This is a genomic window from Pseudomonas sp. PDM09 (genome assembly GCF_014852305.1).
Classification (GTDB): Bacteria; Pseudomonadota; Gammaproteobacteria; order Pseudomonadales; family Pseudomonadaceae; genus Aquipseudomonas.
This window is the reverse complement of record NZ_JACVBI010000002.1, coordinates 146,584-165,450: the sequence shown is the minus strand read 5'-3', so window position 1 is coordinate 165,450 and position 18,867 is coordinate 146,584. Positions and strand designations below refer to the sequence as shown.

Annotated in this window: 17 protein-coding genes and 3 pseudogenes; 8 read left to right on the top strand and 12 right to left on the bottom strand. The window is 56.8% G+C overall.

Annotated elements, in window-relative coordinates; translation table 11 throughout:
- The first annotated feature begins 38 nt into the window (after window positions 1–38).
- The 5 genes and pseudogenes from IB250_RS05380 to IB250_RS05360 all read left to right on the top strand — a co-directional run.
- Window positions 39–371, top strand: a complete 333-nt coding sequence (locus IB250_RS05380) for a carboxymuconolactone decarboxylase family protein (protein WP_014860758.1) — start codon at window positions 39–41, stop codon at window positions 369–371.
- 44 nt (window positions 372–415) lie between these two features.
- Window positions 416–1,522, top strand: a complete 1,107-nt coding sequence (locus IB250_RS05375; RefSeq protein WP_095633393.1) for an alkene reductase — start codon at window positions 416–418, stop codon at window positions 1,520–1,522.
- A gap of 48 nt (window positions 1,523–1,570) precedes the next feature.
- The gene (locus IB250_RS05370) at window positions 1,571–1,789 is read left to right on the top strand and encodes a tautomerase family protein (protein WP_095633394.1); all 219 of its coding nucleotides are present in this window, start codon (window positions 1,571–1,573) and stop codon (window positions 1,787–1,789) included.
- 166 nt (window positions 1,790–1,955) lie between these two features.
- Window positions 1,956–2,358 (top strand): annotated as a pseudogene (gene kefF, locus IB250_RS05365) (glutathione-regulated potassium-efflux system oxidoreductase KefF); the annotation flags it as partial.
- 13 nt (window positions 2,359–2,371) lie between these two features.
- Window positions 2,372–2,635, top strand: a pseudogene (locus tag IB250_RS05360) (glutathione-regulated potassium-efflux system protein KefC); the annotation flags it as partial.
- 14 nt (window positions 2,636–2,649) lie between these two features.
- On the opposite strand, the gene IB250_RS05355 reads toward IB250_RS05360, so the two are convergent.
- The 7 genes and pseudogenes from IB250_RS05355 to IB250_RS05325 form a co-directional block, all read right to left on the bottom strand.
- On the bottom strand, window positions 2,650–2,979 hold the full coding sequence (locus IB250_RS05355) for a thioredoxin family protein (RefSeq protein ID WP_095633395.1): 330 nt from the start codon (window positions 2,977–2,979) through the stop codon (window positions 2,650–2,652).
- A gap of 63 nt (window positions 2,980–3,042) precedes the next feature.
- On the bottom strand, window positions 3,043–3,741 hold the full coding sequence (locus tag IB250_RS05350) for a DsbA family oxidoreductase (RefSeq protein WP_095633396.1): 699 nt from the start codon (window positions 3,739–3,741) through the stop codon (window positions 3,043–3,045).
- A 23-nt stretch (window positions 3,742–3,764) separates the two neighbouring features.
- Window positions 3,765–4,338 (bottom strand): annotated as a pseudogene (locus IB250_RS05345) (TetR/AcrR family transcriptional regulator).
- A gap of 105 nt (window positions 4,339–4,443) precedes the next feature.
- A complete protein-coding gene (locus tag IB250_RS05340) occupies window positions 4,444–5,217 on the bottom strand; it encodes an SDR family NAD(P)-dependent oxidoreductase (RefSeq protein ID WP_071550874.1) in 774 nt (257 codons plus the stop codon).
- A gap of 98 nt (window positions 5,218–5,315) precedes the next feature.
- Entirely contained in the window at window positions 5,316–5,870 is a 555-nt protein-coding gene (locus IB250_RS05335; protein ID WP_095633398.1) for an OsmC family protein, read from the bottom strand.
- Between the two features lie 397 nt (window positions 5,871–6,267).
- Window positions 6,268–6,843 carry a TetR/AcrR family transcriptional regulator gene (locus IB250_RS05330; protein WP_071550876.1) on the bottom strand — a complete coding sequence of 192 codons (576 nt, stop codon included), beginning with the start codon at window positions 6,841–6,843 and terminating at the stop codon, window positions 6,268–6,270.
- 501 nt (window positions 6,844–7,344) lie between these two features.
- Window positions 7,345–8,862: a nucleobase:cation symporter-2 family protein gene (locus IB250_RS05325; RefSeq protein ID WP_192343312.1), complete on the bottom strand. Its 1,518-nt coding sequence runs from the start codon at window positions 8,860–8,862 to the stop codon at window positions 7,345–7,347.
- 254 nt (window positions 8,863–9,116) lie between these two features.
- Between IB250_RS05325 and IB250_RS05320 the strand changes: the two genes are divergently transcribed.
- Window positions 9,117–9,398, top strand: coding sequence for a BrnT family toxin (locus tag IB250_RS05320; protein WP_192343311.1), 282 nt, complete (start codon window positions 9,117–9,119; stop codon window positions 9,396–9,398).
- Between the two features lie 3 nt (window positions 9,399–9,401).
- Window positions 9,402–9,746 carry a BrnA antitoxin family protein gene (locus IB250_RS05315; RefSeq protein ID WP_192343310.1) on the top strand — a complete coding sequence of 115 codons (345 nt, stop codon included), beginning with the start codon at window positions 9,402–9,404 and terminating at the stop codon, window positions 9,744–9,746.
- A gap of 81 nt (window positions 9,747–9,827) precedes the next feature.
- Here the strand turns inward: IB250_RS05315 and IB250_RS05310 are convergent, their stop codons facing one another.
- The 4 genes from IB250_RS05310 to IB250_RS05295 all read right to left on the bottom strand — a co-directional run bounded on the left by IB250_RS05310 (window position 9,828) and on the right by IB250_RS05295 (window position 16,141).
- Entirely contained in the window at window positions 9,828–10,667 is an 840-nt protein-coding gene (locus tag IB250_RS05310) for an arylamine N-acetyltransferase family protein (RefSeq protein ID WP_192343309.1), read from the bottom strand.
- 101 nt (window positions 10,668–10,768) lie between these two features.
- Window positions 10,769–11,563 carry an exodeoxyribonuclease III gene (gene xth / locus IB250_RS05305; RefSeq protein ID WP_192343308.1) on the bottom strand — a complete coding sequence of 265 codons (795 nt, stop codon included), beginning with the start codon at window positions 11,561–11,563 and terminating at the stop codon, window positions 10,769–10,771.
- Window positions 11,564–11,663: 100 nt separating this feature from the next.
- Complete coding sequence (locus IB250_RS05300) at window positions 11,664–14,234, bottom strand: EAL domain-containing protein (RefSeq protein ID WP_192343307.1); 2,571 nt, start codon at window positions 14,232–14,234, stop codon at window positions 11,664–11,666.
- A 335-nt stretch (window positions 14,235–14,569) separates the two neighbouring features.
- Window positions 14,570–16,141 (bottom strand): GGDEF domain-containing protein, encoded by a 1,572-nt coding sequence (locus IB250_RS05295; RefSeq protein ID WP_192343306.1) that lies wholly within the window; start codon window positions 16,139–16,141, stop codon window positions 14,570–14,572.
- Between the two features lie 479 nt (window positions 16,142–16,620).
- Between IB250_RS05295 and IB250_RS05290 the strand changes: the two genes are divergently transcribed.
- Window positions 16,621–17,103 carry a hypothetical protein gene (locus IB250_RS05290; protein ID WP_192343305.1) on the top strand — a complete coding sequence of 161 codons (483 nt, stop codon included), beginning with the start codon at window positions 16,621–16,623 and terminating at the stop codon, window positions 17,101–17,103.
- Here the strand turns inward: IB250_RS05290 and IB250_RS05285 are convergent.
- On the bottom strand, window positions 17,100–18,851 hold the full coding sequence (locus IB250_RS05285) for a L,D-transpeptidase family protein (RefSeq protein ID WP_192343304.1): 1,752 nt from the start codon (window positions 18,849–18,851) through the stop codon (window positions 17,100–17,102). The two genes, IB250_RS05290 and IB250_RS05285, sit on opposite strands and share 4 nt — an antisense overlap.
- Window positions 18,852–18,867: the final 16 nt, after the last annotated feature.

Sequence of the window (18,867 nt, the reverse complement as noted above, 5' to 3'; positions counted from 1 at the left end):
TATATAACTGTAATTAACACCACCCCTGTGAGAATCCCATGCAAGATTGGAAGCAAACCCGCAAAGACATCAATACTCGCTTGGTAGAACTAAACGGCCTGTCTCCGGAAACAATGAAAGGCATGGCGGCGCTCGGCGCTGCCGGCGGCAAGACCAATCACCTGGACGCGAAGACCCGCGAACTGATTTCCCTCGCCGTGGCCGTGACCACCCGCTGCGACGGTTGCATCGCCTTCCACGCCGCCGAAGCCAAGAAACTTGGCGTCACCAGTGAAGAAGTCGCCGAAGCACTGGGCGTGGCAATCAACATGAACGCCGGTGCCGCGTTGGTGTACAGCACACATGTGCTGGACGCATTCGATAAGTCGTAAATCAAACGCTAACTTTCAACCTGTTAACGACTTCGAGACTAATCATGAATAAGCTGTTCACCCCTTACGATCTGTCCGGTACTGCGCTAAAAAACCGGGTCGTTATGGCCCCCATGACCCGCACCCGGACACTAGACAACATCCCTAACGAGTTCACCGCGCTGTATTACGCACAGCGTGCTTCTGCTGGTCTGCTGATCACCGAAGGCCTGCCGATTTCCGACGAAGCCCGTGGCTACCTGTACACCCCAGGTATTTATGCCGACGAACACTTGCCAGGCTGGCGTCAGGTCACCGACGCGGTGCATGCCAAGGGCGGGAAGATCTTCGCGCAGTTATGGCACGTTGGCCGTATGTCCCATATTTCGGTGCATGGCATGGTTCCGGTTTCTTCGGGTACTCAGCCGGCGGTCGATACCACGGTGTATGCCTGGATCGAGCCTGGCGAATCCGGCGCTGTGCAACCCAGCGTGCCCCGTTCGCTGGAAACGGAAGAAGTGAAACGTGTCATCGCTGACTTTGTGAAGTCTGCGCGTATGGCGATGGAGGCCGGTTTTGACGGTATCGAAATCATGGCTGCCAACGGGTTCCTGTTCGATCAGTTCCTCAGCAGCGCCTTGAACACCCGTACCGACCAGTACGGTGGCTCGATCGCCAATCGCCAGCGCTTTCTGCTGGAAACCATTGACGCGATTTCTGCCGAAATCGGCGGCTCGAAGATTGGCGTACGGTTCTCGCCGTTTGGCCGCCTGTATGACTTTGGTGTGTACGAAGGTGAAGCAGAAACCTGGATGAGCATGGCGGCAGCGCTTAATGAACGCGAACTGGCCTACGTCCACCTGAACTACCAACCGACCATCGTCGCCGCTGAAACGCCGCCGGGGTTCGGCGCCGCGTTCCGTGAAGTCTACAAGGGTACCTTGATGGCCGCCGGTGGGTTTAACAAAGCCCTCGCTGAGTCGGAACTGGTTAAAGGTGAACTCGACTTGATCGCCTTCGGTACGGCCTACATCGCCAACCCCGACTTGGTGGAGCGCATGCAAAACGGCTGGCCACTGGCAGAGGGTGATCGCGCGACTTACTACGGTGTCAGCGATCGCATTGCCAAGGGTTACACCGACTACCCGGAATACGTTGCAGCCAAAGCCTGATTATTCGCTGTTTCATCACTGTCCACTTCAGACGTTAAGGAGCACACCATGCCTCTCGTTACCATCAAAGGCATTGAAGGCGTTTTTACCGACAAGCAGAAAGCCGAAGTCATCCAGAAAGTGACGGACGCCATGGTGTCTGTGGAAGGTGAAAACATGCGCGCCCTCACCTGGGTCATCTTCGAAGAGGTCAAAAGCGGAGATTGGGGAATCGCTGGCAAACCCGTGACTGCGCAGGACATATTGAAACTGCAAGTAGGTAAATAAGGGTTCCATCCCCAAGAAGCGACTCTCTGGTCGGTGGGCATCTTTATGCCCAACGACCAGAGAGTTTTTTCGTTCTGAATGAACTCGCGATTTGTCGTGGAATGCTCACAATGATTCTGATCATTACGCTCACCCTTACCCCGACAAATCCAAGGTTAACGAGGTGATGCTCAGGCAAGCCTCCAATAACCCGGATGTGCTCATACGCTCCCTTTATGACCTGTACCCGGACTTCAACATCGAGGTCCAAGCCGAACAGCAATCCCTAGAACAGGCAGAGCTTCTGATCCTGCAACATCAGCTGTACTGGTACAGCTGCCCGCCGCGGCTGAAATTGTGGATCGATAAAGTCTTCACCCAAGGGTGGGCCTATGGCAAAGGCGCCACCGCACTCAAAGGTAAGAACTTGTTGTGGGCCGTGACCACCGGCGTCGAGCACGACCAGTTCGACATGGGTGACCACCCCCGGGTTTTCGGTGCTTACCCAACCCCTGCATGCGACCGCGACCTACTGCCAGATGCGCAGGCTGACGCCTGTGGCTGTCCACGGTGCTTTCAACGCTGCCCCTCGACCCTGCTTTCGCATTGTCCTTGGGCCGCAGGGCATTGGAGCAACTGGGCATTGGTCGCTACAAAGCCCGCGAACGAGCGGATCGATTCCGTCGCCTGAACCTGGAGATGCTGGAAGAAATGGCCGCGCAGCCTGTGGATGATACCGAGTTCCAGTATGACGCCTACAAACGGGCCAACGCGCTGTTAACGGAAATCTTCAACGAAGACCGCGCTCATCCCATCGGACACCCGAGGGATGAAAAAGAACGCCAGGCTGATCAGCCTGACCGCTGATGGAGGAGGTTCGGTTAAATCGCCTCTTCCAACTCCGCAAGAATGGCTTTTTTCATTGTTCCAACTGAACGGGATCCGGGCATGACCCGCAGCAGCCGCCCCTCATGGAACACCGCCAAGGATGGCACCGCCCGGATACCGTACATTTGCGCGATCGTCGGAGACACCGCCACATCAATCTTTGCAAAAGCCGCCAGGGAGTGAAGCTTTTCTTCCAAAGCATGAAAGACCGGCTTCATCTCCTGACAAGGCTTGCACCAGGACGCTGAAAACAGCACGACGCTGCTGCCTTTGGCCACAAAGCGGGCGAACTGCTGAGCACTCAACTCAACGATACGGCTCATTTGGATCTCGCTCTCAATATGGATGAAGGGCGGCACAACCCAGTGCCGCACCGCTTCTGCTGATCAAATTTTGCAGCCATCTATGCCGCAGACTTGACTGCTGAATGCGTCATCTTCGACTTTCGACTTCTCCTGCATCTTGTTCAGCGCTTCAAGAAAAGCAGCCTCAGGCTGAGCACCGGACAATGAGAAGGCATTATCGAATACAAACAAAGGCACGCCCGAACCTAGTTGCGCGGCGATATGTTCGTCTTCCTCCATCTCTTCGCGCAATTCAACGGATGACCACGCCCATTGGATTAACGCGTCCGAAACACCTACGGTCTTGGCTATGGCCTCCAGGCTGCCGCGACCAAACAGCGACTGACCATGGGAGGTGCTTTGCTCATACAGCGCCTCGACCAAGCGTTTTTTAACGACTTCGTCCGCAACCGCCTTGACCAGTACATGGGCATCTGCGGTATCGCCAAACAGCATGCTGTCAAAGCGGTAATCAAGCCCATCGGCCCGACCATATTTACTGACGGTGTTCATCATCGCGACAGCGGAATCCGGATTGCCGAGCTTGCGTTTAAGGGCAGCGATCATAGGCTCTGGCGCTTGATTCGCCGCCAGACGATAGGCCCTGACGTTGACTTGTACATTGTCTTTTTCAGCAAATTTATCGAGCGCCTGCTCGAATCGACGCTTGGCTACCCAGCACCAAGGGCAAACAAAATCAGACCAGATATCCACTGCATATTTTTTCGAAGAAGTTTGCATGACTCGTCCTGTACTCAAAGAAATCAAGACCGCGTTACCAGCGTTTCAAGCAAATGATCGAAGCCTGCCAACGGGTCGGTTGATCGGCCCAATGTCCAATCGATAAGGCTCGCGCCCTCCAGGCTGCTCAGCAGCATGAACGCGTAGGTCTCAACGGGTTTGTCCAGCGACCAGTTGCGCTGCCGGCCCCCTGCATTGAGAGTGGCCTGAAGCCAATCGAGCTGGGTTTCAAAGAACGCCCGAGTGAGCCCTTGCAAGCGACAGCGGCAGTGCCGCCATTTCTGCCGCCAGGGCACCACACAAGGGCAGCAGCCCCTCGTTGGCGCTAATGATGAAAAGCCGGGCAAAACCACGAAGCCGCAGCAGCGGATCGACATGCGTTTCTTCGATCGAACTGAGGGTCGCATCGAAGCGTTTGATGTAGTCCTTGATCAACTCCGCGCCCAGGCTTTCCTTGGTCGGGAAGTGATGGTGAATACTGGCTTTTCTAATGCCGATCTGCGCCGCAAGATCGGCATAACTGAACGCGGAATAGCCCTTGGAGCGCATTTGGGTTTCCGCGGCTCTCAACAGCGCTGCTTTTGTCGTGATCGACATTGAAGACTCCTGCAGCCAGCATTCAGCCTACTTTCACTTGTACTGAGTGAAGGCGTGAAAGCTCCCGCGATGGGAGCTTTCATCAGGCCGCGCTCGCCACCGTGGTCAGGCCCTAACAGCCATAATTCCAGCATCCACGTCCCAGATTGCGCCGGTCACCCAGGACGTCTTGTCCGACAGCAGGAACAGGATGGTGTTCGCGACGTCTTCGGGAACGCCGACTCGTCCCAGGGGGTGGAAATCGTTCAGCGACTTCATCGCTTCCGGGATCGCCTCTTTGTCCATGAACCCTTCATAGATCGAGGTGTGAACGATCCCTGGTGAGACGGCGTTGACCCGGATACCCGAGTGAGCCAATTCGATTGCCAGGTTGCGTGTCAGCGCATGCAGACCTGCCTTTGCCATGGAGTAGGCAGAGGCCGGTGAACCTGCCAATGCGGCCTGCGCACCGATGGAGCCAACATTGACAATTGCCCCTTCGCGCTTGGCAGCCAGCATGTTCTTGACCACTGCCTGGGTGATGAAGAAAGTCGCACGGTTCAGAGACAGGTACATGTCGTACTCGGCCTCATCGTGCTCGGTGAACGGCTTGGGAATAAAGATCCCAGCGGAGTTCACCATCAGGCTGATATCGCTATGGTTGGCATTGATTTCTTTGCGAACAAAATTCATGCCTTCTTCAGTCATCAGGTTGGCGACGATCACCGACACAGGGCCCAGCGGGCTCAGCTCGTTACGCACCGCATCGGCCTTGTCTTGCTTGCTGCCGGTGAGCACCACGCTGCCGCCTGCCTTGAGCACCATGCGGGCCGTTTCCAAGCCCATGCCACTGGTGCCACCGACAACTAGCAGTTTTTTACCTTTGAAAAAATCGTTCATTGCAGACTCCGGTTATTCAGAACTAATTAGGGTCGGCACCAAGGCGGCTGGCTGCCTGCTGGTGCACGCAAGGTTTGAATGTCTTTGAAACGAGCGAATCAGCCCTCACGCACTTCGAGGGTTGGCACCATGCGGATGGCTTTCGAGAAGTTGGCGTAGTTGACCGAGGTTTTGAGCACCACTTTGTGCAGTTCTTCAACGCGCTCACGGGAGGCGTCGGTGTGCAGTCGAATCATCACACTCACTTCGTCGTAACCTGGGTTGACGTTCTCGTCGAGGCCCAGGAAGCCTTGCAGGTCGAGGGTGCCGTCCGTTTCGATTTCCAGGCTGTGAATCTTGATACCCATCATCGCGGCGTTGGCGGCATAACCTACCGACATGCAGGCGTTGAGAGCGGCCATCAGCAGCTCTTGAGGGTTAGGCGCAGTGTTTTGGCCCAGCAATTCATTAGGCTCATCGGCGACGATTTCGAAATCCCGCGAATAGGTTTCACCGGCCAGACTGTACCGATTGACTTTGGCCACAGAGCGAGTCTGGCCTTTCCACTGAGTCTTGACGTTGAAGCTCGCGTGGCGCTTGGTCGCATCCTCAGCAACGCCTTGGGCAAACTGCTGGAGTGCGGCGACATCGATACCATTCAGGTTGTTGCTCATGTGTTCGTTCCTCTTCGGATGGACCGGGCGTTTGGCCCGGAAGAGAAACAAGCCTACCAACTAGTAGGTTGTCGATCAATAGATTATTCTTCTTATAACCAATCGCCAAAAAAAACCAGCTTCGACAGAGTTTTCCTGAATAGGGATAACTCCGATAACAATGCAGTAATTTCTACTTAATCTTGTACTTCTGATCACACACCGAAAGTGTAGACATGGGTAGATATCCGCAACCCAAATGCGAGACTAGACGTACGCTCGTCAGATTGAGTGCGCGCAAAAAGAATTCAGAGAGTGTGAGCTAAGCGGCTGAAACCACTTACGAGGCGGGAAAACGGACCGAGCCAGCGGGGGCAGAATCGGTCGATTTATGACGCAGAATAAAGCTGATCGAACCTCAGTGATGTGTTTCGGTAACCCGAAGTCCATCTAAAATGAAATCAAATCCAGAAGACTGTTCGTAATTGTCGCTCAACGCCCAAGATACAAAGCTGCCACCTTCCAACGTATTCAAGATGAACCTGGCAACCTTCACGCCGTCCAGCTCAGCTTTGAGTTCCCCTGCCGCTTGGCCCAGTGCGATATTGGCCTGAAGCCAATTGAGATGGATTTCGAAAAAATCCCGCGTCAATTCCTTTAGGCTTTCAGGCAAAGCCAGCAATTCCGCCGCCAGAGCGCCGCAGAGCGGAAGCATCGCGTTTTTACTGCTTTGTGCGAACATCAAGGCGAAGGCATTGAGCCGATCGATAATGCCGGTATTTTCATCATTGATGCATTCCAGCTGATTCTTGAACCGGAACAGATAACTCTCAACGATGGCAATCGCCAGACTTTCTTTGGTGGGAAAGTGGTGGTGAATACTCGCCTTCTTGATACCGATGTCTTCCGCCAGATCGGCATAGCTGAAGGCTGCGTAGCCCTTGGTACGCAACAGAATCTCAGCGCTGGTCAGGAGGTCGGAACGTGTACTCATGATGCCGTTTCCAAATTTATCAATGCGGCATCATAAATTAGTACTTCTTCATAAGACAGCGCTCAGGTTGCGCATGAACCACCCTCTGGAATCGGCCACAAGCAGTCAGCCGTTTCTCAGCTCTGCATTCTCCTCAGTGAATTAAGCCTAACGTTAGGCTGCTAACTTTCTACTGTTGCCGTTGCCGTGCTCATGAGGTACTGAAAGAACTCGCATAAAATACTGTCTTGATTAGGATAATCGTAGGGATAGAGACTTCAGAAATCCGCATTAATTTATTGTAAAACAGGTACTTAATTTTGCATTCGAGTCCAGGTCGTGGAGCCAGACAGCAAGACCGAAAAGCCCCTGATTCGAAAGACTCAGGGGCTTTTTTGTGCTCGCCATAAAGTCAAAAGATCGCAACCTACGGCAGCTCCGGAGATCGCATCTCACACGAATCCCCGAGCTGCCGCAGGCTGCGATCTTTTGATCTACCTGCCTCTTTACCAGGTACCGCCGTCAAACATGCTCACTGCTTTTCGCATGCACCGCCCGCGGCTCGGCATGCCCATGTTCTGCCTCCACCACCGGAATCTCATTCCCGTCGCAGTCACGCAGCTTGCCTTCGCTGAAGTAATCCCCTTCCCGCAACGCCGCCAGATCCTGATAACGCAAGACTCGCTCGGTACCGGCCGCAAACACCGATTGTTGATCCGAGTTGCCGGCAGTGAGGTGGTTGAAGGCCAGGTTCAGCACAATGGCCATGATTGCCGAGGAGCTGATGCCCGAGTGGAAGATCGTCGCGAACCAGCTGGGGAAGTGGTCGTAGAAATTCGGTGCAGCGATGGGGATCATGCCAAAACCGATGGAGGTGGCGACGATGATCAGGTTGACGTTGTTGCGGTAGTCGACCTTGGACAGCGTCCGAATGCCGCTGGCCGCCACGGTGCCGAACAGCACGATGCCGGCGCCGCCGAGTACGGAGGTTGGCACGGCGGCGATGACGCGGCCCATGAAGGGCAGCAAACCGAGAACCACCAGGAACACACCGCCGGTGGCCACCACGAAACGGCTCTTGATCCCGGTGACCGCCACCAGCCCGACGTTCTGGGCGAAAGCACTCTGGGTGAAGGAGCCGAAGATCGGCGCGATCATGCTCGACAGCATGTCGGCCCGCAGGCCGTTGCCCAGGCGTTTGGAGTCGACTTTGGTGCCGATGATTTCACCGACGGCCAGAATGTCGGCGGAGGTTTCCACCAGGGTCACCATGATCACGATGCACATCGACAGAATCGCGGCGAAGTGGAACGTCGGCATGCCGAAATGGAACGGTGCCGGGAAGCCGAACATCGGGCCCTGGGTGACGGACGAGAAATCCGCCATGCCGAGGAACACGGCGATGACGGTGCCAATGACCATCGCCAAGAGGATCGACAAACGGGAGATGCTCGCACTGCCGATCTTGCTCAGTAGCAGTACCAGCACCAGCGTCACCGCCGCCAGGCCGATGTTCGCCATGCTGCCGAAGTCCGGGGCATGGCTGTTGCCGCCCATGGCCCAGCGCGCAGCCACCGGCATCAGCGTCAGGCCGATAGTGGTGATCACAATGCCGGTTACCAACGGCGGAAAGAACTTGGTGATTCGCGAGAACACCGGCGTGATCAGCAAGCCGATCAACGACGCGGCAATCACCGACCCGAGAATCGACTGAAAGCCACCCTCCCCACCGCTGCTGACAATCGCCACCATGGTCGCAACGCCGGAAAACGACACGCCCTGCACCAGCGGCAACTGACAACCGAAAAACGGTAAACCCAGGGTCTGCAGCAACGTCGCCAGCCCCCCTGCAAACAATGAAGCAGCAATCAACAAACCGATGTCCGCCGGCGAGAGCCCGGCCGCTTGGCCGATGATCAAAGGCACCGCGACGATACCACCATACATGGTCAGAACGTGTTGCAGGCCGTAAGCCATATTCGCGCCGATCCCGAGATTCTCATCCTCGGGCCGTTGTTGTGAAACATGGGGCGTTTTCATGGTTGGGGGGTTCCCTGGTTTTTGTTGTGCGCACACTGTATTCAATAGTCAGGACAAATGTCTATAGAGTTGTATACAACTAACCAGTCAGATTACGGACAGATGTTCACACTGCCCTTTAGCCGTAGAGCCTCCGGCCTAAAAACTCTTGAAATACATCCCTCCTCCCCTATTCCTCTCCACCGCTAATCTTTTGCTTTCCAAGCGACCGCCGGCACGGCCGCCCTCTCGCTTATACATATAAAGTATGCATAATGAAGTCATTCGAAATTCAGTATCACAAGGCAAAGAACGCGGCCAACAAACTGAAGCACCAAGGCATCAGCCTCGCCGAGACAGAACCTGTGTTTTATGACGATCGAGCGTTGACGCTTCAGGACAACCACCATGATGAGCAGCGATGGATCATCATCGGGCTGGATGCCAAAGGTCGACTGCTGGTCGTTGCATACACCTACCGCGACCCGAATTTCGTGCGAATCATTTCCGCGCGCATCGCTACCAAAAACGAGCGTCGCCACTATATGAAGGCTTGACCGATGAAAGATGAATACGACTTCAGCAATGCCAAGCGCGGGGCGGTTGCCTCCAGCAAAGGCAAGACCCGAATCACCATCATGCTCGATGATGTCGTCATAGAGGCCGCGCGCGCGCTGGCAGAAAGCGAGGGGTACGGCTACCAGACGGTGATCAACAATACCCTGCGCCAGGCATTGCTCAGCGATAAAGGCAAAACGGCGAAGCCCGATCAGAACACGGCTGTTGCCAATGTCGGGCATCTCAAAAAAGGCCTCACCGCCTCCGAGCTGAAAAGCCTGGAGAAAAAGTTGTCAGAGGTCCTCAGCGAAATCCATCACGTGATGGAGCTTGAGGTTCGTTCCTAGGCACAAAACCAACACACCCACGCCTGGATCGAGCAAAAGAAAAAGGAGCGAATTGATCAAATCCGCCCCTTTGCGTGGAGCTTAATTTACCTGCGACACAGGCTCAATCAACCGCTCAAGCACCCGCTTCAACACTTCCTGCGCTGGCACTCGAATCCCGAATTCACTTTCCAGTAACCCGATCAACTCATCCACATCCGTCACCTGCCGCCGCTCGCTCTCACTGCCCATGCGGTGAATGGCAAAGCTGCCGTTACTCAATGTGCGTCGCCATCCCTCCCCCGTCCGCGCCACCATCAATTGTTTCACGAAGGAAGATTCGGGATGGGTCGAGACGTACCAGTTGCCGAGGGTGTAATCAATGTCTTCCTGCCGCTGCAGATCGAAGATGTACATCGCCCGCCATTCATCGCCGACATTGGCGCGCAGGGTGTAGCCGTCGGCGTGTGGTTCGATGCGATAGGATTCGTGGGGGGTGTACTGTTCGGCTTCGGTATCCAGCATCAGCGGTGCGGTGGGCACCATGCCGCCGAAGCCGACGTCAGTGATGTAGCGCATGCCATCGAGGGTCACCAGACTCAAGCGGTGAGTGCGGGCAGTCCAGGCACCTTCGGACTGTCCCATGACCACGCGACCGGTGATGCCGCGTGCGTCGAAGCCCAATGTCTGAAGCAAGACCAGGAACAGGTGGTTGAGTTCGTAGCAGTAACCACCGCGACCGTCGTGCAGGACTTTCTGCTCGATGGACGGCAGATCGATGAGCACCGGTTCGCCCATTAAAGTGGTGAGGTTTTCAAACGGGAAGGCCCCGGTGTGGCGCAGTTGCAGTTGGCGCAGGGTTTCCAGGGTTGGCGCCGGGGGCGTATCGAAGCCCAGGCGTTGCAGGTACAGCGCAAGATTCGTCAGTCGTGTCTCGCTCATCGCTCAATCCTTTATGCAGAGGTCCGCGGATGGGCGCCATGTATAAGGGATAACGCGGTCGGACCGACAATTGATTTAGCCAATCACCGCACACGCCAGGATTATCGACGCTTGCGCGAACCCACTCGAATCCATGTCGGTGCATGATCGCTGGCATGAGGTTCGTTGCGAACCCAGGCATCGACGCCAGCCTCCTGCAGGTAAGGACTCAGTGCCGGGTTGAGCAGCAGATGATCGATGCGCAACCCCGAGTTTTTCTGCCAGTGCTGCCGAAAATAATCCCAGAAGGTGTAGATCCGCTCCTCTGGATACAGATGACGCAGGGAATCAGTCCAGCCCTGATCCAGCAGCCGCTGATAACACGCGCGACTCTCGGGTTGCAGCAGCGCATCCTTGAGCCAGGAGCGCGGGTTGTAGATGTCCAGATCGGTGGGCACCACGTTGTAATCACCGGCTAGCACCACCGGATGGTCGCTGCTCTGCAAGTCCTTGGCGTGCGAAATCAGACGCTCGAACCACGCCAGTTTGTAATCGAACTTCGGCCCCGGCTGCGGGTTGCCATTGGGCAGGTACAGACATCCCACCAGAACCCCGTGCACGGCGGCTTCCACGTAGCGGCTATGGGTATCGCTGTCATCACCTGGCAAACCGCGCCGGCTCTCCAACGGCTGCGCATCGCGCGCCAGAATCGCCACCCCGTTCCACGACACCTGGCCGTGCCAGACGGCGCCATACCCGGCCGCCTCCAGTTCGGCGATGGGGAACGCGCCGTCGACCGATTTGAGTTCTTGCAAACAGGCGATGTCTGGCTGCTCCCGCGCAAGCCAGGCCAGTAGATTCGGCAAGCGGGCGCGCATGCCGTTGACGTTGAAGGTGGCGATTTTCAGGTTCTTCATGATCCGACGCTCGCAACGGATGGGGCGGTATCCAGTTGTGACCGGGGTGCGCCACGGCAGTTGCCGCGGCGAACGAAACAGGCGACTAAAGGCGCGAGACTTACAGCGGGTGATCGTCCCATGATGCCTTGAGCAACGGCAGCAGTGCATATCTGTCCACCGGTCGACTGAGGTAGAACCCCTGCACTTCATGGCACTGGTCCGAAATCAGAAAGTCCAGTTGCTCCAGCGTCTCGACACCTTCGGCCGTCACGGTCAGGCCCATGGCCTTGCCCAGGTTGATGATCGCCTGCACCACGGCGCGGTCATTGCTGCCGTTGCTCATGGACGCAATGAAGCGCTTGTCGATCTTGATCCCGTCGAACGGATACGTGCGCAAGTAACCCAGCGAAGAATAACCCGTGCCGAAATCGTCCATGTTCAGCCGTACGCCCAACTCCTTGAGCGCATTCATGGTCGCCAGAGCGCCGTCGACATCGATGAGCATCACATTTTCCGTGATCTCCAGTTCCAGTCGACTGGCTGGCAAGCGGGTCTGGATCAACACCTCCCGGACATCCTCGATCACATCGCTACGGGCAAACTGCACCGGCGACAAGTTGACCGACACCATCATCGCTCCCGGCCAGGTCAGGGCCGTCTCGCACGCCTCGCGCAACACCCAGCGCCCTAAGGGCACGATCAGATCGGTCTGCTCGGCCAATGGGATAAACGCATCGGGGTTCAACAAGCCTTGCACCGGATGCTGCCAGCGCAGCAGCGCTTCGACCGAGACGATCTGTTTGCCATCGACGTGATAACGCGGCTGGTAATGCATCACGAATTCGTTGTTCTTGATCGCCTGACGCAGGTCGCTTTCCAGTTGTCGGCGGTGCTGGATCTGATCGTTCATGTGCGGCGCAAAGTAGCACCAAGTCTTCTTGCCATTGGATTTGGCCTGATACAACGCGATATCGGCACAGCGAATCAGCTCCTCCGGAACGTGCCCCTGGCGCCGACTCAAGGCGATACCGATGCTCGCGCCAATGTGCAGCGTGTGATGATCGTAATGGATCGGTTGATGCAGGCTGTCGAGCAAGCGCTCGCAAAACCGGTCGATTTCCGCGTGGCTGTCCATGCCGTGGAGCACCAGCACGAACTCGTCGCCCCCCAATCGCGCAACCAGATCGATATCCCGCGTGCATTCGCGCAAACGGATCGCCACTTCCAGTAATACCGCATCGCCCGCCGGGTGGCCGAGGGAATCGTTGATCGGCTTGAAGTTATCCAGGTCGATCATCAACAACGTCAACGCCGTCGATTGCTCTTTCAGTGCCAGCGCATCTTCGAGGTAGCGCGCCAGTTTGTTGCGGTTCGGCAAGCCGGTCAGTGCGTCGTGCATCGATAGATGCTGGATCTGCGCATGGGCGGCGACTTCATCTGTGATGTCGCTGGCCGTCCCGCGAAAACCCAATAGCGCGCCCTTGCGCTGGATCGGTCGCGCCGACACCCGGCAGACCCGTTGTTGCGCCGATTGATCACGGTAGGAACAGCGCAAGTGGCTGACGGCTTGCTCTTCATCAAGTTTGTTCAGCCACAGCGACAAGGGCGTGGTTTCGCAATTGAGCAGTTGCCCGATGTTCTGCCCCAGCCATTGTTGATCCGAGAACCCGGTGACGGTGCTGAAGCGCCCCGACAGATAAGTGATGCAATGCTGTTCGTCGGTTTCCCAGATCCAGTCGGACGCGGCTTCGGCCACCGCACGAAAACGTTCTTCACTGGCCTCAAGCGCCTGATTCGACAAATCGAGGCTGGTGTAACTGGCATCCACATGCCCCGACGTGCGCAGGACATAACGAAAGAAGTAAGCCGTCAATAACGCCAGAATCAACAGCGCCCCGCCCAGTGGCGGCAGCAGCGACCAAAGCAATTGGTGACCCGGCTGCTCAAGCCGGGAGTCCAGGCTGTAACCGGTGCCGGTCAGAGCGACGGCTGGCTGACCGGGAACAATGACGTCGTCGGCCGTCAGGCTCAAGTCATGCAAACCGTAATCGGCGCTCAAGGTAGCGAGCTTTTCAGGGTTCAACTGGTCGACGTATATCAGCACTGAGGTGCTCTTGGGATCGACCGCCGGGCGTTCGTCATTGGGCACGATCGCGGCCGCCGTCAACAGCGCCGGTTTGCCTTCGAACAAGGTGTACCGGCTGATGGGCTCGATGAGGCTTTCCTGACTTTGAACCTCGTCTACAAGCGTCGCCATCGAGGTCGACAGATAGGCTGTCGCCTGATCCTGAACCAGCAACCCGCGCACCGTGGCGTATTTGGTTCGCTGACCATCGATTACGAAAACCGCATCGTAGTGATCGATGGTAAACAGGGTTTTACCCATGTTCTGCTCGACGTAGGCCCACTGAACATCGACCTTGTCGTTCAGGTGGTCGTAGGCGGTCGTCCAGTTGGCGTAGCTGGCAATGTAGTTTTTCGAGGCGGTGATGCGGTTCTCAAGTGCCCGTTGCGTGTAGAACGTGGTTTTGCCCAGATCCTGAATATCGAGCCGTGCGGCAATGCTGAACAGAGCCATTAGCGCGATCAACACCCCAACCATGAACAGCACGCCGATGACAAACATCAGGTTGCGAGTAATCGGTGTATGACGCGCAGGTGCAGCGATAGTAATGGCAGTAAAATCCATGCATTTGATCCTGTCGATCGATCGCCTTATCGGGTGAGGCCGGCGCGGTCTGGTCTGTCGTCATGACAGCCAGGCTCTTCACTGACCATAGCAGCCATGCTCGGTCAGCGCCCCTGAAATAATGCAAGTCAGCGGCACGGGCACCGATGGCGGTGGGACGGGCAGTTCGACGCATAAAAGCAATCCATGACGACCAATGTGAAACCTGTGGGAGCGGGCTTGCTCGCGAAGGCGGTGTGTCAGGCGACATCAATGTTGACTGTGCCGCCGACTTCGCGAGCAAGTCGGATCGCCGCACCGCCGCTCCCACATGGATTGCACTTAACTGACTAGCATTAGCGGTCCGAGCGCATCAGCGCCTCGACGCCGCCTTCCATGGACAACACCGCCGAACGATTTCGCCCCGAATGCTTGGCCTGGTACAGCGCCGAATCCGCGCGCTTGATCAACATTTCGGTGCTGTCGTGCCCCGTCGGCACAAACGAATAACAGCCAAGGCTGACCGTCACGTAGCCCGTGGGTGAGCCGCTGTGGATGATGTTCTTGTCCATGACGCTGCGACGGATCTGCTCGGCGATCGTCAGCGCACCATGGATGTCGGTGTCCGGCAGCAGCACTGCAAACTCTTCGCCGCCGTAGCGCACCGCCAGATCGGCGTTGCGGTGACAGCAACTCTTCAGTGCCCGCGCCACTTCGGCCAGGCAATGGTCCCCCGCCACATGACCGTAGGTGTCGTTATAGCGTTTGAAGTAATCGATATCGAGCATGATCAGGCTCAGCGGGCTCGACCGCCGGGCACCGCGCCCGAACTCGACCTCCAGCGCCCGCTCGAACAATCGACGGTTGGCCAACCCGGTCAGGCTATCGTGGGTGGCGATCAGCTCCAGGGTTTTCTGCGCCTCGCGCAAATCCGCCTCGATGCGCTCGCCCGCACGCACCTGATGAATGAACACCCAACCGAACAACCCCACGCCGAGGACGACCAGAGCGACGATCACACTGGATTGAATCGCCGTGTCATACCAGTCCTTGAGGATCGCGTCTTTGGAAGATGCCGCCGCGACCACCACCGGATAGGTATCGAGTTGTCGGTAGCCATACAACCGAACGATGCCATCCACCACCGAGTTGATCATGGCGTTGCCGGATGTCGCACTGGGCAGAAGTTTTTGAAAAATCTCCCCCTGAGCCAATGACGTGCCGATCTGCGATTCCACAAACGGCCGTCGCGCCAGCAGTGTTCCATCGGTCAACGCCAAAAACATCGCGCCGTTGTTATCGAGGCTGAAGCTTTTGAAGAACTGGTCGAAGTACGACATCTTGATCCCGGCCAGCAACACCCCCTGGAAATTGCCGTCCTGGTCGTTTATCCGTCTGGACACCGGAATGATCCATTCGCCACTCTCCCGACTGCGAATCGCTGGGCCGATGTGTGCCAGGGACGATACGTTCTGCTGGTGAAACCTGAAGTATTCGCGGTCCGCCACACCTGGGCCACGGGACAGGTTTTCGAACGACGTCACGACCCGTTGCCCCTGCTTGTCGAACAGAAATATCCCGTGCAACTGATGCAGCGCCTGCACCCGCCGGGCGAAGGTTTTCTGCAAGCGTGGCGTCTGGACAGCGTCGAAACCTTCAGCCTGAATCCAGTCCACCAGACTGATCAGCACCAGATCGGCTTTCATGAACGTGTCTTCGGCCTGTTGCGCCATGGCTCGCGTCAGGTTCGACGAAGACACCTCGGCCAACGCCAGATCGTGACGACGCGACTGCTCCAGTTGCAGATAAAGCAGCCCACAAAGACAAAGGCACACTGCCGCAATAAACAGCACCGCAGCTTTGAGCAGGGGCAACCGCCTCAAGGCACCATCGGGCGCGTGGTGCGGATCGGGAATGGGGATAGGCAAAAGCGAGTCCTGAAAGGGTAAGGCATGGGCAAAGGCCCAAAACCCTTATTTTTTGTGAGCTTAGTCTACGGGGTTGTGCGGGGTAAATGCGCCAGATCTACAGAGATCGACTTCCCGACGAGTGAAATACGCGCCGAGGGGTAATCAGCGCCTTCACCCGCGACAGCTTTAGTTAAGCAATTAGCCGCGACGCACTTTTTTTGTAGCAGCTGTCGAGCTCGCGAGGCTGCGTTCGGCTGCGCAGCAGTCGTAAAACCAGAGATTGCGATACGTCAGGCAGATCTCGTCAGCCGCATTCACGACTGCTGCGCAGCCGAACGCAGCCTCGCAAGCTCGGCAGCTGCTACAGGATCGCATTACCGTTTAACTGACTGGCATTTATCCCAAGGACCGCGGGGTGTTTCAATCGCATGACGCAAGGCAAAACAGCATTATCTTGAAGGAGCTACGATTAACTGACATCACGACAGGAAATCGAAATGAGTAAAGCAGATGAGCTCGCCGAGAAGCTGAAACAATCCCGGCAAACCAGTGCCGATGCGACCATCGCCGATCAGGCTATCGACAGCTGGCCCGCCCAGGTCTACGAGCTGTATCACCAGATCGAAGCCTGGCTGCAGCCACTGATCGAAGTGGGCCTGAAGCTGCGACGCAATTCCACTCACGTGTTCGAGAGGGCTCCGGACGGGGCGACTTACGACTACGCCATCGACCAACTGCTGATCGAAGGCAACCACCACAGCATCACCTTCGATCCCGTCGCCCGCTTCACCGCCGACGGTGCCGGGCGGATCGAGATTCACTCGACAGACAAGGAACTCGCGCTATTGCGAACCGTGGATGAACACGGCCATACGCATTGGTGGCTTCAGGCGATCGAGCAATCCGGACAACAACCGGATGCGATCGCGCTGACCGAACACAACCTGCTTCTGGCGGTGCAAGAAGGGCTGGGGCTTTAAAGCTTGTTCTGCCCCACCGCCATCGAGGGAGGCGCCGCTCGCCTCCCGTCCAGTGTTGGCCGTTCCGAAGGCAGATTCAGCGCCCGCAACACAGGGTTATCGTACCCATACACATCGGGTTTGAACGTCACTCGCCCATCAAGACTCAGGTCCACTGTCCAATAGGCCAACAGCACCGGCACTTTCACGGGGAGCCTGATGTTCTCTGTCTTGCCATTGGCTAACTGCTTTTGAATCCCCTCGCTGTTCCAGCGAACCGGATCGTTGAATAACAGCTCCACCAGTTGCAGCGGGTTTTCTACCCGAATACAGCCCGAACTGGTCGCACGATTGGATTGCGCAAACAATTCACGATGCGGAGTGTCGTGCAGATAAATGGCGTAATCATTGGGAAAGCGAATGACCACCTGCCCCAGCGAGTTATCCGACCCGGCATCCTGACGCAGCGTAAGGCCGCGCGGGTTGTCCCAATCGACAGTCGACGGGTCGAGCACGTTGCCTTCTCGATCGATCACGCGGATCCGGTTTGCATCAAGATAACCGGGATTGTTGCGAATCTTCGGCAGCATGTCCTTGACCAGAATGGTCGGCGGCACGGTCCAGGTCGGGTTGAACGTGATGTAAGTGATCTCGGATTGAAAAATCGGTGTGCTGCGATACGGTTTACCAACCTGCACCCGGGAGCGCCATATCAGCTTGCCATCGCGATAGAACGAAACCTTGTACCCGGCGATGTCGACGATGACAAAAGTACCCTGAAGTTTGTACAGCAGCCACCGCGCCCGCTCCATGTTCACGCGGACCTGATCGATTCGCGCCTCGACCGGCACATTCAGCGCCGCGAGTGTCGCCGGCCCCGCCACACCATCCGCCCCGAGGTATTGCTCGGCCTGATATTTCTTCACCGCCGCCATGACGGCGTCGTCGTAGTCGGAGCGCGCGTTCATTTTCGCGCTTAGGTAACCACCCGCCACCAAACGGGCTCGCAACTGCGCAACCGAGGCGTCGTCCATGCCAGGCCTGAGTGTCTGCCCTCCCGGGACCTTTGGCCAACCACCACTGTCGCGAACCCTGCGCAATTGCGCCAGGCCCTGTCGCAACGTGCCATAAATCGCTTCTTGTGGCGGCGCTTGAGCGAACGCGCGCGCGACGTCATGGCTATCGAGGGCAGCGAAGAAAAGATTGACGTCCTCCCGAGGATCGATGCCGACCGGGTCGAAATTCCAATGGATGTCCAGTCGCGAAGGGTCGACCTTGCCGCGCCGCAACTGCAGCAGCGCCGTGATGAACGTCTGGGTCGCCGAGATATCAAAAGCCGCCCGTTGTCCGGGGGTTGGTTCAGTTGCCTGCATCGAGTTTCTGGCCGTGACCAGTTCGGCAATTCGAAAATCCTCGGGGTCCAGGCCATCGACCCCGGTGTCGCTCAGGCTTTTCAATAACTGGACGACATCGTCATCGTCCGTCCAGGCGGCGCGATAGCCACGATGGCTATAAAAGTCCATCACTGCTCGGTTAACGTCGACCCGTTGATGGCTCGGTGACGTGAGCAACGGGGGAAACGCCGAACTCAATGGCGCCAACGCCGCCTGAATCGCCTGGGCGACGTAATCGCCAGGTGCTGCCTCCGCGACGACGCTAACGGGAGATGGCTGCTCAATCGGCGAAGTTTCCGCAATTGCCATGCCGCTTATCAGAAAGCCCATAAAAAATATGCGGCTTATGACGAATAACCTTGTTAACTGCCCCATGGATAATCCTTAATCT

Excerpts from the sequence above, each read along its gene's own strand:
- IB250_RS05300 (WP_192343307.1), bottom strand. The coding sequence starts at position 14,234 with ATGGATTTTACTGCCATTACTATCGCTGCACCTGCGCGTCATACACCG.
- IB250_RS05355 (WP_095633395.1), bottom strand. The coding sequence starts at position 2,979 with ATGAGCCGTATCGTTGAGTTGAGTGCTCAGCAGTTCGCCCGCTTTGTG.
- IB250_RS05375 (WP_095633393.1), top strand. The coding sequence starts at position 416 with ATGAATAAGCTGTTCACCCCTTACGATCTGTCCGGTACTGCGCTAAAA.
- IB250_RS05380 (WP_014860758.1), top strand. The coding sequence starts at position 39 with ATGCAAGATTGGAAGCAAACCCGCAAAGACATCAATACTCGCTTGGTA.
- IB250_RS05325 (WP_192343312.1), bottom strand. The coding sequence starts at position 8,862 with ATGAAAACGCCCCATGTTTCACAACAACGGCCCGAGGATGAGAATCTC.
- IB250_RS05330 (WP_071550876.1), bottom strand. The coding sequence starts at position 6,843 with ATGAGTACACGTTCCGACCTCCTGACCAGCGCTGAGATTCTGTTGCGT.
- IB250_RS05320 (WP_192343311.1), top strand. The coding sequence starts at position 9,117 with ATGAAGTCATTCGAAATTCAGTATCACAAGGCAAAGAACGCGGCCAAC.
- IB250_RS05350 (WP_095633396.1), bottom strand. The coding sequence starts at position 3,741 with ATGCAAACTTCTTCGAAAAAATATGCAGTGGATATCTGGTCTGATTTT.
- IB250_RS05370 (WP_095633394.1), top strand. The coding sequence starts at position 1,571 with ATGCCTCTCGTTACCATCAAAGGCATTGAAGGCGTTTTTACCGACAAG.
- IB250_RS05290 (WP_192343305.1), top strand. The coding sequence starts at position 16,621 with ATGAGTAAAGCAGATGAGCTCGCCGAGAAGCTGAAACAATCCCGGCAA.
- IB250_RS05310 (WP_192343309.1), bottom strand. The coding sequence starts at position 10,667 with ATGAGCGAGACACGACTGACGAATCTTGCGCTGTACCTGCAACGCCTG.
- IB250_RS05340 (WP_071550874.1), bottom strand. The coding sequence starts at position 5,217 with ATGAACGATTTTTTCAAAGGTAAAAAACTGCTAGTTGTCGGTGGCACC.
- IB250_RS05285 (WP_192343304.1), bottom strand. The coding sequence starts at position 18,851 with ATGGGGCAGTTAACAAGGTTATTCGTCATAAGCCGCATATTTTTTATG.
- xth (WP_192343308.1), bottom strand. The coding sequence starts at position 11,563 with ATGAAGAACCTGAAAATCGCCACCTTCAACGTCAACGGCATGCGCGCC.
- IB250_RS05335 (WP_095633398.1), bottom strand. The coding sequence starts at position 5,870 with ATGAGCAACAACCTGAATGGTATCGATGTCGCCGCACTCCAGCAGTTT.
- IB250_RS05315 (WP_192343310.1), top strand. The coding sequence starts at position 9,402 with ATGAAAGATGAATACGACTTCAGCAATGCCAAGCGCGGGGCGGTTGCC.